The following is a 13,666-nucleotide window of genomic DNA, read 5'->3' as shown; positions in this document are numbered from 1 at the left end:
TAGAATTTAATAATATTTAAATAAGGAGAGGAGAGCGTATGCTTAAATTATTAAAACATCTAAAACCCTTCATTGGTTATATGATAGTTGCGATATTGCTTTTGTTTGTTCAAGCTATATGTGATTTATCATTGCCAGATTATATGTCTGATATAGTTAATGTCGGAATTCAACAAGGGGGAGTAGAAAATGCTGTTCCTAAAGTAATTCAAGCTTCTGAGCTTGATAAATTATTTATCTTTATGAGTGATAAGGATAAGGAGTTTATTGATGAGAACTATACATTACTTAGTAAAGATACGCTAAGTAGTGAAGAATATAGTAAATACTTAAAGAAATATCCAAGCTTAGAAAATGAAAATATTTATAAGTTGGATAGTACAAATGATAAAAAAATAGAAGAATTAAATAATATATTTAGCAAACCAATGCTTATAGTATATATGTTAGAAACACAAGGATTAAATGGGATTTCTAATAATGGCGATATGATGTCACAAATGGTACAAGTACCAGATGGAGTAGATTTATCCAATATGGATCCTTTTGAAGTATTAAAAATGATGCCTCAAGAACAAATAGATCAAATATTATCAGGTGTAGATGAAAAATTAGAAGCTATGCCAGATAGCATGATAACTCAGTCAGCTACATCTTATGTGAAACTACAATATAAAAATATAGGAATAGATACTAATAGACTTCAATCTAATTACGTAGTTATAGCTGGAGTTAAAATGGTTGGTATAGCTTTAATAAGTATGCTTGCCACAGTAGTTGTAAGTTTTATAGCATCTAGAGTTGGTGCTGCATTAGGTAGAAATTTAAGAAAAGATGTATTTAATAAGGTTGTCAGTTTTTCAAACACAGAATTTGATAAATTTTCAACAGCATCTCTTATAACTAGAACAACAAATGATATACAACAAATTATTATGCTTGTTGTAATGGGATTAAGGATTGTATTCTATGCACCAATATTAGGTGTTGGAGGAGTTATTAAAGTTATTAATACTGGAGCATCAATGGGATGGGTAATTGGAGTTGCAGTAATATCAATATTACTTTTAGTAATTGTATTATTTAGTTTTGCTATGCCAAAATTCAAAAGTGTGCAAAAACTTGTTGATAGATTAAATCTTGTTACAAGAGAAAGTTTAACTGGTATGCTTGTTATTCGTGCTTTTAGCACTCAAAAGTATGAAGAAGACAAGTTCGAAATTGCAAATAAAAATTTAACAAGAACAAATCTTTTTGTTAATAGAATAATGACAACAATGATGCCATTAATGATGTTTATTATGAATGCAATAACATTATTAATTGTATGGGTTGGAGCTCACAGAATTGATGAAGGTGTTATGCAAGTTGGTACGATGATGGCATTTATGCAATATACTATGCAAATAATTATGGCCTTCTTAATGATATCTATGGTTTCAGTTATATTACCAAGGGCAATGGTTTCTGCTCAACGTGTATCTGAAGTTTTAAGTGTTGATGTAGCTATTAAAGATGCAGAAAAATTACAAATGTTTAATCACGATGAAAAAGGAACTATTGAATTTAAAAATGTTTCATTTAGATATCCAGGTGCTGATGAAGATGTAATTAGTAATGTAAGTTTTAAAGCTCTTCCAGGAGAAACTACAGCATTTATAGGTAGTACAGGTAGCGGTAAATCAACATTAATTAATTTAATTCCTCGTTTTTATGATGCAACAGAAGGTGAAATATTAATTGATGGTGTAAATATAAAAAATGTATCTCAACATGATTTAAGAGAAAAAATAGGGTTTATTCCTCAAAAGGGACTTTTATTCTCAGGAACAATTGAAAGCAATTTAAAATATGGTGGGGAATATATAACTGATGAAGATATGATAAAAGCTTCTGAAATTGCTCAAGCAAGCGAATTTATAAACAGCAAGGAAGAAGGATTTAAGTCAGAAATTGCACAAGGTGGAACAAATGTTTCTGGTGGTCAAAAGCAAAGATTAGCAATTGCACGTGCTATGGCTAAAAATCCAGAGATATTTGTGTTTGATGATAGTTTCTCTGCATTAGACTTTAAAACAGATGCTAAGCTTAGAAAAGCAATAAATGCTGAATTAAAAGAAAGTACACTTTTAATTGTTGCTCAAAGAATAAGTACTATAATGAATGCAAATCAAATTATAGTTCTTGATGAAGGTAAGGTTGTAGGTAAAGGAACTCATAAAGAGCTTATGGAAAACTGTGAAGTTTATCAACAAATAGCTCTATCACAACTTTCAAAGGAGGAGCTTTCAAATGAGTAAGCATAAAATGAGAGGCCCAATGGGTGGAGGTCCTATGGGCGGAATGGGAAGAGGCGGCGAAAAGGCTAAAGATTTTAAAAAGACTATGAAAACTCTTGCAAATTATTTGAAGCCTTATAGCTTATCAATAATAATTGTTATAATATTTGCTATTGGTTCTGCTGCATTTTCAATTGTAGGTCCAAAAATATTAGGAAATGCAACTACAGAAATATTTAATGGACTAGTTAAAAAGGTTACAACTACCAATGCTGAAGGAATTAATTTTACTCGTATAGGTGAAATAATTTTATTCTTAGTAGGATTATATTTAGTTAGTGTAGTTTTCTCATTAATACAAGGTTGGGTAATGTCAGGTGTTGCACAAAAAGTATCTTATAATATGAGAAAAGAAATATCAGAGAAAATTAATAGGATGCCACTTAAGTATTTTGATACTAGAACACATGGTGAAGTGTTATCAAGAGTTACAAACGATGTTGATACTGTTAGCCAAACTTTAAATCAAAGTTTATCACAAATGTTAACAGCAGCAACTACACTTATTGGTGTACTTATAATGATGTTCTCAATAAATTGGATAATGACAATAGCTTCATTAGTTATAATTCCAATATCAGCTGCATTAATTACACTTGTTGTTAAAAAATCTCAAAAATACTTTAAAACTCAACAAGAATATTTAGGGTATGTTAATGGTCAGGTTGAAGAAGTTTATTCTGGTCATAATGTAATGAAAGCTTTTAATGCAGAAGAAAGAGAAGTTAAAAAATTTACTGAACTTAATGACACTCTTTATAATAGTGCATGGAAATCACAATTTTTATCAGGTATGATGATGCCTATAATGACTTTTGTTGGTAATTTAGGATATGTAATAGTATCAATACTTGGTGGATGGCTTACTATTAAAAATGTTATTGAAGTTGGTGATATATTAGCATTTGTTCAATATATAAGATCATTTATGCAACCAATTAGTCAAACAGCTCAAATAGCAAATGTTCTTCAATCAACTGCAGCTGCAGCAGAAAGAGTATTCGAATTTTTAGATGAAGAAGAAGAAGAATTAGATGTTGAAAATCCAGTAAGTACTGAAGAGATAATTGGAAAAGTAGATTTTGAGGATGTTCATTTTGGATATAATCCAGAAAAGACTATTATCAATGATTTTACGGCTCATATTAAGTCAGGACAAAGAGTTGCGATAGTTGGACCAACAGGTGCGGGTAAGACAACTATGGTTAAGCTTTTAATGAGATTCTATGATGTTAATGATGGAGCTATATTAATAGATGGACACAATATTAAAGACTTTAGAAGAAATGATTTAAGAAAGATGTTTGGAATGGTTCTTCAAGATACATGGTTATTTAATGGAACTATTATGGATAACTTACGTTATGGTAGATTAGATGCTACTGATGAAGAAGTTAAAGCTGCGGCTAAAGCTGCTCATGTTCATAGCTTTATTAAGACATTACCACATGGATATGATATGGAACTTAATGAAGAAGCAAGTAATGTATCACAAGGTCAAAAGCAATTATTAACTATAGCTCGTGCAATACTTGCCGATCCTAAGATATTAATACTTGATGAAGCAACAAGCTCTGTTGATACAAGAACTGAAGTATTAATACAAAAAGCTATGGATAACTTAATGCATGGAAGAACAAGTTTTATAATTGCTCATAGATTATCTACAATTAGAGATGCAGATCTTATTCTTGTTATGAAGGATGGAGATATAGTAGAACAAGGAAAGCATGAAGAATTATTAGCTAGAAATGGTTTCTATGCAAATTTATATAATAGTCAATTTGAAGACAAAGAAGCTTAATTAAATTGAAAACAGCAAAGGATAATTTTTTAATGTCCTTTGCTGTTTTTATAAATACTAAAAAATTAATAAAGCTTTAAGGTTTGCCCAGGTAATAAGTTAGATAAATTATTAACTTTATTAAACTTCAGTATTTCATCATAAGTTAAATGAAATTTGTTACATATTTCATCTATAGTATCTTGTGGTTTAATTTTATATATACCACAAGAGCAAATTTGAATTATATCACCTTTATTAATTATATTAGGATTTTTTATATCATTTAACTTTGCTAACTTGTCAAAGTTTGTATCGAAATCCCTTGCTATTTTAATTAGTGTGTCATTGTCTTTTATAATATAAGTTAAAGGAAATTTGCACTGACTTATACGCCATTCATGAAGGGGGTGATTATTATTTAATATATTATTTAAAGTAGTGAGAGATGAGTTTTTGTAAAATGGATAAAGTGGTATAGTTTTATTTATAGTTAAAGTTATTTCTTTTAAATTATAATAATCTTTAATTGTATTACAAATAGATTGTAATGACAGGGTATTATAGAACGAATTTGTATCCTTTAAAATATCTTTAGAAAAATCTATACTAATGCTACTTTTAGATTCATCAAAATCAATATCATTAATAATGGTATTAGAATTTATAACTGGCAATAATCCATTAGGAGCATTTTTTAATTCTTTTTCAAAATTTATAATTGTAATGTCATTAGTGTAGAAGTTAATAGTTTTATTAGTATACCAAATTGAGTCTAAATTTTTATCGGGAAAATATAATTTTACATTTTGACTATAGGGGGTATTTTCTATAATATCGTCTAAAGTAGAAAATAGTACACCTGAAGATTTACTATAATATATAGTCTTTACTAAACCAATATTTTCAACGTAATAATCTATGCTCATATAATTATTTTTAGATATTGTTGTAATTTCTAATGATGATTTAAAAATTTTATAAGGTGTTTTTACTACTGAATTAGTGGAAGTTATACTTCGTGTACTACCATTAGGTAATATCCAAGTAGTACCTACTAGTATAGGTTCCTTAATTAGATAATTATTTGAGGGTAACGTTGAATTTAAAAAGTTTTCTCTAGTAGTATAATTTTCTTTGAGTAATAGTTGTTTAACTCCGAAAGAGTCGTATTCATATAAGTTTATTATAGTACTTTTATTACTTTTATATCGTAATTGTATTTTTGAATCACTATTAAAATCTTCATACTTACTAAATTTTAGAGCAGTATTATTTGAATTAGTGTAAATATATTCTGCATTAGGTTTAGAAGGAAAATAATCATGTGATTTTAATCTCATATTTCTTACCTCATAATCTTTTGTAGTGGATTTATTTTGGATATCAATATAATATATGCTTTAAGTATAGTAATTGTTTAAATAACTGATTATAGAATAATAAAAGCTATCATTTGATTAAATTTATTTCATATAAAAGAATTGCAAATATCAAATTTGATATTTGCAATTCTTAATTTATATTTAAATTAATAGTTAAAGTTTATTAAAATTCTCTTTCCAAAATAGATATTTTGCTTGGATCTTCAAAGTCTTTTAAAGAAGTGATATTTAACTTTTCTAGAATATCATCCAAAACATTGCTATGAACAGCTACTTTTATTGAAGAGTCATAAGCAAAGTTATCAACAGCAGTTTTTCCTTGAGATGGAGGAACAAGAATTTTAGGACCACCAACACAACCACCAATGCATCCCATACCTTCAATAAAACTAGCGTTAGCCTCACCTTTTAAAGCTAAATTAAGAATTTCCTTACATTGTTTAACTCCTTCTACCTGAACAGCCTTAAAGTTCTTTAAATTAGAAGGATAAAGTTCTTCTACAGCTTCTTTAACAGCAAGTGATACTCCACCAGTACGAGCATATAATCTTCCGCCTTTAGATGTATATTCAATTGTAGGGATTCCTTCTAAATCTCTAGGGTGGAATCCGAAGGCTTTAAAAATATCATTGACTTCTTCAAAGGTTAATACAAAATCTATTGCACCTGCAATATCTTTATCTTTTGCTTCAGCCTTTTTAGCAATACAAGGACCAATAAATACTACATTAGCATCTTTGTTAATTTCTTTAATTACCCTACCAGCAGCAATCATTGGGGATACTGAAGGTGATAGGTTAGGTAGAAGTTCTTTATAGACTTTTTTTAGCATACCAACCCACATTGGGCAACAACAAGAAGTTATCATTAAATCATTTGGAGATTTTACATGTTTATTAAATTCTACTGCTTCTTTAACTGTTAGCATATCAGCGGCAAAGGCCACTTCAATCATATCTGTAAAGCCAATCTTTATAAAAGCTGCTCTTAATTGATCCATAGTTACATCATCACCGAACTGTCCCATAATTGCAGGAGCAACTGCAGCTATAACAGTTTTGTTATTCTTTATGAGATCCATAATAGGAATAAATTCGACTTTATCTAGTATACGACCATTTTTACAAGAATCAACACAAAGTCCACAGTCTATACAAGCATCATTATCGATAAAAGTTGTATTATTTTTAGCATCAAATTTTATTGCATTAAACGGACATGCCTTTTGGCAAGTGTACATGCTTTGTTTATCTGCTTGGCAATTAGCAGAAGAGCATTCTAATTTTTCAACTATTTTTTTATTAACATTATAATTAGTAATTGCTTTTTTTAAGTTATAAACATAATTGTTATCAAATTCAATATTAACGCCACATAAAGAAGTAATTATAGCAAAAGTTTCTTGTGGGGATTTTTCATGGCATGTGATTATTTTATTAAGTGTTTCATCAAAGTTACCATTATAGTAAGCTTCAATTAAAGTATTAAACAAATCTATATGTTTACTATTCATTTGATATCCTCCAATATTTATAATAATTTCAACTTTATATTTTAGTATATCTTTAATTAGTTATAAAAATACTTAAAATAAATCGTATATAAATATGTTTTATGCAAAAAAAAGTAGAAATATATAATTATTATGTAAAATTTGATATAATGTATGAGTATAAAAAATGGGGATATGGTAGAAAATGAAAAAAATTTTAATGATAAATACAACAATAATATTTATATTAATAACTATATTTAGTTATGATACCTATGCTTTGAAAAATAATGGGATTAATTTTCAAAGTATAACTATAGATGACGGATTATCTCAATCGCTAGTAGAAACAATATATCAAGATAGTCGAGGATATATATGGCTTGGAACTGGAGATGGTTTAAATAGATATAATGGTAGCGAATTTGTAGTATATAGAAATAATAAGGATGATGAAAATAGTATTTCAAATAATAGTATTTCAGAGGTAGTAGAAGATGTAAATGGAAATTTATGGATAGGAACATATAATGGATTAAATAGGATGGATTTAAATACAGGAAAGATAACTAGGTATTTAAATTCAGATACAGCAGGGAGTATTTCATCAAATTATATACATAGAATAGTTATAGATTCCAAAGAAAGAGTATGGATATGCACAGATAAGGGATTAAATATGTATGATTATGAGGAAGATAAATTTATACGTGTTTTAGAAGGAAAATTATCTAATGAACAAATACAAGATGTCCAAGAAGATTCTAAAGGTAGATTATGGATTGCTACTAAGAATGGATTAAATATGTATGATGAAGTTACTGGAGAAGTAACGAAATTCTTTTATGATAGCAATGATATTAATTCTATAAGTGATAATTTTATTTGGAATATATATTATAGTGATAATGAATTATGGATTGGAACTTTAGAGGGTGGATTAAATAAATTAAATACTAATGATTATAGTATAGAAAGGTATATGCATGATCCTGAAAATGCAAATTCACTTCCAACTAATTGTGTAATGGATATTATTAAAGATAGAAATGATATTTTATGGGTAGCTACTAATGATGGATTAGCGGCAATGAATGAGGATGGCACATTTACTACTTATAAAAAAAGTATTAGTAAGTATAGTATAAGTGATAGTCATATAATTGAATTATATGAGGATAATTCAGGAGTAATGTGGGTTGCTACATATAATGGGGCAAATATATTTAAGAGTGATAATAATTTTGAAACTTATAGAAATGATTTATTAAATGATAATTCAATAAGTAATGATAGTGTGTGTGGGATTTATGAAGATGGAGATGGAGTAATATGGGTAGGGACTTTTGGTTCCGGAATAAATGAGATAGATCAAAAAAATAATATTATTAAAAGACATACTTATAGTGAATTTAATAATTCTATAAGTAATGATAATATTAGAGAAATAACAGGTATAGATAATGAAATTTGGATAGCTACTGATAATGGGTTAAACAAATATGATAAAATCACAGGGGAATTTACAGTTTATAAGAGTTCAAGTGATAAAAATAGTTTAAGTGATAATAGTGTTAGAAGTTTATATATTGATAAAAATGGATTACTATGGATAGGGACTAGGGGCGGAATTTGTACTTTTGATAGAAACGGTACATTTACAAGATATGATTCCATTTTTGAGGAAAATGAAATTTATGAAAAAGTAGTTTATGATATTTTTGAAGATAGTGACGGTATAATGTGGTTTGGTATAGGGAGTAATACTGGGCTTGTAAAGTATAATAGAGAAACAGGCGAAATGAAAAAGTTTAAATCGGAACCGAATAATAAAAATTCATTAAGTTCAAATGTTATAAGAAGTATAGCTGAAGATAAGAATGGATATATTTGGGTTGGAACTCAAAGCGGTTTAAATAAGTTTGATAAAATAAAAGAAGAATTTACAGTATATATAACAAGTGATGGTTTATCAAATGATTTTATTTATGGCGTATTAGTTGATGATAATAATAATATTTGGGCTAGTACAAATTATGGAATGTCAATGTATGATTCAAAACAAAATAACTTTAAAAGATATTATATTACTGATGGATTTGCAACAAATGAATTTAATGGATTTTCTTATTATAAAAATAAAAATGGGGAAATGTATTTTGGTGGAGTTTATGGACTAACAAAGTTTAATCCTTTAAAAATAGAAAATACTACATCTATATCAAACGTAGTTATAGATAGTATTAATACAAGTGGTGGAGTGAAAATTGATATAGATGATAACATAACTTTGGAATATGATTCAAGAGAGTTATTTGTAAAATTCTTTATTCAAGATTATAAAAGTATAAATGAGATTCAATATGCATATAAAATGGAAGGTATAAATGATGAATGGGTGTTTTTGGGAAATCAAAATTATGTGCGGTATGCAAGTTTAGAACCTGGTAAATATAAAATGCTAATTAAGGGAAGAAATAATAATGGAACATGGTCAGAAATTACAGAAATAAATATAAAAGTTAAAAATTCTCCCTGGAAAACGCCAATTGCATATTTTACTTATATATTAATAATAGTTGTACTTGTATTTTATATATGGAATCAAGTAAAAATACTAGATTCATTAGTTATTCAGAGAACTAATGAATTGGAGAAAAACTTAGATAAAAATAAGAAGCTATATCAAAAGCTTATAGAAACAGAAAAGTATAAAAATAATTATTTTATTAATCTATCACACGAACTTAGAACACCATTAAATGTAATTTTATCTGTTCAACAGTTAATAACATCTTTAAATAGTTCAGGAAAAAATATAGAACCTGAAAAAATGCAGTCTTATATGGAGACGTTAAAAGGAAATTCAAAGAGACTTTTAAATTTAATAAATAACATAATAGATACATCAAAAATTGATTCTGGATCTTATAGGCTTGATAAAGAGGAAGTTGATATAGTCAGCTTAGTAGAGAATGCAGCTTTATCTATGGTAGAGCTTGCAGAGCTTAATAAATTAGAACTTATAATTGATCCTGAAATAGAAGAAATGATAATAACTTGCGATAAGTTAGAGATAGAAAGATGTATTATTAATTTAATTGGAAATGCAATAAAATTTACAAAACCAGGAGGGAATATAACCGTTAGAATTATTCCTTTAGAAAGTCATGTAAAAATAATTGTTAAGGATACGGGAGTAGGGATAGAAGAAAAATATTGGGAAAGCATTTTTGATAGGTTCGGACAAGCTTATAATGATGTATCAGAAGAGTTTGGAGGAAGTGGCTTAGGATTAACTTTAACTAAAAATTTAATTAATTTACATAATGGAGATATAAGTGTTATAAGTGAAAAGGGTAAAGGCAGTGAGTTTATTATAATTTTGCCAATTAGATAGTTAACTATTTATTTAAGGGGGGGAGTAGAATGAGGTTGAAATTTGAGAGCAATATGAAAAAAATAATAAGGGTAACTATACTGGTTATAGCAATAGTAAGTTGTATATATTATAAAAGAATATATGCAATGGAAAACAACAATATTAATTTTCAAAATATAAATATAGAAGATGGATTATCTCAATCATTAGCAGAATATATATATCAGGATAGTTTTGGATATATGTGGATTGGAACTAATGATGGATTAAATAGATATAATGGAAATGAATTTAAGGTATATAAAAATATAAAAAATGATAAGAATAGTATTAGTAATAACAGTATTAGTTCCATAGTTGAAGATAACTATAAAAATTTATGGGTTGGTACAGATGATGGATTAAATAAAATAAATTTAATCACAGGTGAAATAACTAGATACTTAAACTCTGATGAAGATAAGGCAAGCTCTAATAATGTTGTAGATGAATTACTTATAGACCATAAAGGTAGACTTTGGGTAGGGACAATTGAAGGTATTAATTTATATGATAGCGAAAATGATAAATTTGATAAAGTTTTGGAGCCTTATATAAAAGATAGAGGAGTTCAAGGAATTACTGAAGATTATAGGAATCGTATATGGATTTCAACTAGAGAAGGCTTGTTTATGTATGATGAAAATGCAGATGAGGTAAAGAGCTTTTTTTATGATGAAAAAGATGAAAATTCTATTAGTGAAAATAATATTTTTAGTGTATATAGTAGTGGGAATAAAGTGTGGTTAGGAACTAAAAATAGTGGATTAAATGTAATTAACTTAGAGGACTATAGTATTAAAAAGTATGAACATGATTCAAATGATAAAAATTCAATACCGAGTAATTTGATTAGATACATATTAAAGGATAGTGAGGGTAAACTTTGGTTAGCCACTGATCAAGGACTAGCATACTTCAATGAAGAAAGTGAAAAGTTTTATACATATAAAAGTGATACAAATAAATATAGCATTACAGATGATAATATTGTTAGTTTATTTGAAGATAGACTAGGTACAATTTGGGTAGGAACATTTAATGGAATAAGTAGATTTTCCAATAATAATAAATTTACAATCTATAGAAATAATCCTTTTAATGAAAATTCTATAAGTAATAGTAGTGTTTGTGGAATATATGAAGATAATGAGGGTCATATATGGGTTGGAACATTTAATTCTGGAATAAATAGAATAGATGAAAAAAATGATATTATTACAAGGTATTATAATGATACAAATAATAAAAATTCATTAAGTAGTAATAGAATTAAAGATATTATTGGAATAGATAATGAAATTTGGATAGCTACCGATAATGGATTAAACAAATATGATAAAAATACAGATAAATTTACTGTATATAAAACATCTAGCGATGAAAATAGTATAGTAAATAATGAAATTAGAACATTATTTATTGATAAAAATGGTATACTTTGGATCGGTACTAGAGGTGGGTTATGTACTTTTGATAGAAAAGGAACATTTACATCATATAATAGTCTATTTGAAGAAAATAACATATATCAAAAGACGTTTTCAGATATTCATGAAGATTCTAAGGGAATAATGTGGTTTGCTCTTGGTAATGATGGAGGGTTAGTTAAATATAATCCTGAAACAGGTGAAATGATAAATTACTTAGCAGATGAAGAGGATGTTAATGCTATAAGTTCAAATACGGTAAGAGCTATTTCTGAAGATAGTAAGGGAAATATATGGTTAGGGACTCAAAATGGATTAAACAAATTAGATGTGAATACTGGAAAGTTTAAATCATACACATATACTGATGGACTATCTAATGACTATATTTATGGTGTAATTGTAGATAGTGATGATAATATATGGTGTAGTACTAACTATGGTGTTTCTATGTATGATCAAGATGATGATAAATTTATAAGATATTATGAGGAAGATGGACTTGCTACAAATGAATTTAATGGATTTTCTTATCATATGGGTAAAGATGGAGATATATATTTTGGCGGAGTAAATGGATTAACTAAATTTAATCCAGAAAATATGGAAAATAAGGTTGCTGCTAGCAATGTAATAATAGATACAATTAAAACTAGTGGTGGAGTAGAAATAAAAGAAAAAGATAATATAGTATTGAACTATGATTCAAGAGAACTATATGTGAAGTTTTTTATTCCAGAGTATAAAAATATAAATCAAATGCAATATGCATATAAGCTTGAGGGCATGGATTCGGAATGGACATTTGCAGGTAATGAAAATTATGCAAGATATGCAAGTCTTTCATCTGGAAAATATAAAATGTTAATAGTAGGAAGAAATTATAATGGCGCTTGGTCAGATATATCAGAAATAAATATTAAAGTTAAAAATTATCCGTGGAAAACTCCGTTAGCATACACAATATATATAACTATAATTTTATTAATAATATATATTGTATATAATCAAGTTAAAATATTAGATGCATTAGTTATCCAAAGAACTCAAGAATTAGAAGAAAAATTAGAAGAAAACAAAAAGTTATATCAAAAGCTCATAGAAGCAGAAAAATATAAAAATAATTATTTTGTTAATTTATCACATGAACTTAGAACACCACTAAATGTGATTTTATCTGTTCAGCAATTAATAAGTTCCTTAAATAAATCTAGAAAGAATATAACCTATGAAAAGATGGAAGATTATATGGAGACTTTAAAGGGAAATTCAAAGAGGCTCTTAAATTTAATAAATAATATAATAGACACATCAAAAATTGATTCAGGTGCATATAGATTAGATAAGGAAGATGTTGATATAGTTGAGTTGGTTGAAGATGTAACTTTATCTATGGTTAATCTTGCAGAAGTAAAAGGGCTAGAACTTGTAATTGATCCAGAGATAGAAGAGAAAATTATAAGTTGCGATAAATTAGATATAGAAAGATGCATTATTAATTTGATTGGAAATGCAATAAAGTTTACTGAGCCGGGGGGAAATATAACAGTTAGTATTGTTGAGTTAGAAAATAGTATTAAAATAAGTGTTAAGGATACAGGTATAGGAATAGAGGAAAAATATTGTGAGGGTATTTTTGATAGATTTGGACAAGTTTATAATGAAGTATCAGAAGAACTTGGAGGAAGTGGCTTAGGTTTAACTTTAACTAAAAACTTAATTAATCTTCATAATGGTGAAATAAGTGTAATAAGTGAAAAGAATAAGGGAAGTGAATTTATTATTATTTTACCAATTAGTTAATACTTTATATTTA

The 13,666-nt window shown here is 27.4% G+C and carries 6 protein-coding genes; 4 read left to right on the top strand and 2 right to left on the bottom strand.

Features of this window, described 5'->3' with window-relative positions; translation table 11 throughout:
- The first annotated feature begins 38 nt into the window (after window positions 1-38).
- Both LPC13_RS08535 and LPC13_RS08530 read left to right on the top strand, forming a co-directional pair.
- On the top strand, window positions 39-2,300 hold the full coding sequence (locus LPC13_RS08535; protein ID WP_005210853.1) for an ABC transporter ATP-binding protein: 2,262 nt from the start codon (window positions 39-41) through the stop codon (window positions 2,298-2,300).
- Complete coding sequence (locus LPC13_RS08530) at window positions 2,293-4,143, top strand: ABC transporter ATP-binding protein (RefSeq protein ID WP_195244082.1); 1,851 nt, start codon at window positions 2,293-2,295, stop codon at window positions 4,141-4,143. Before LPC13_RS08535 ends, LPC13_RS08530 begins: the two co-directional genes overlap by 8 nt.
- Window positions 4,144-4,208: 65 nt before the next feature.
- Here the strand turns inward: LPC13_RS08530 and LPC13_RS08525 are convergent, their stop codons facing one another.
- Window positions 4,209-5,465 carry a LysM peptidoglycan-binding domain-containing protein gene (locus LPC13_RS08525; RefSeq protein ID WP_005210849.1) on the bottom strand — a complete coding sequence of 419 codons (1,257 nt, stop codon included), beginning with the start codon at window positions 5,463-5,465 and terminating at the stop codon, window positions 4,209-4,211.
- A gap of 205 nt (window positions 5,466-5,670) precedes the next feature.
- Entirely contained in the window at window positions 5,671-7,020 is a 1,350-nt protein-coding gene (locus tag LPC13_RS08520) for a [Fe-Fe] hydrogenase large subunit C-terminal domain-containing protein (protein WP_005210847.1), read from the bottom strand.
- Window positions 7,021-7,204: 184 nt separating this feature from the next.
- Between LPC13_RS08520 and LPC13_RS08515 the strand changes: the two genes are divergently transcribed.
- Both LPC13_RS08515 and LPC13_RS08510 read left to right on the top strand, forming a co-directional pair.
- Window positions 7,205-10,399 (top strand): ligand-binding sensor domain-containing protein, encoded by a 3,195-nt coding sequence (locus LPC13_RS08515; RefSeq protein WP_195244084.1) that lies wholly within the window; start codon window positions 7,205-7,207, stop codon window positions 10,397-10,399.
- A 29-nt stretch (window positions 10,400-10,428) separates the two neighbouring features.
- Entirely contained in the window at window positions 10,429-13,653 is a 3,225-nt protein-coding gene (locus LPC13_RS08510) for a ligand-binding sensor domain-containing protein (RefSeq protein ID WP_005210844.1), read from the top strand.
- Window positions 13,654-13,666: the final 13 nt, after the last annotated feature.

It is taken from the genome of Clostridium celatum, assembly GCF_021412605.1.
In the GTDB taxonomy this organism is placed as follows: domain Bacteria; phylum Bacillota; class Clostridia; order Clostridiales; family Clostridiaceae; genus Clostridium; species Clostridium celatum.
The sequence above is the reverse complement of the archived record's forward strand: the minus strand, read 5'-3'. Positions and strand labels throughout refer to the sequence as shown.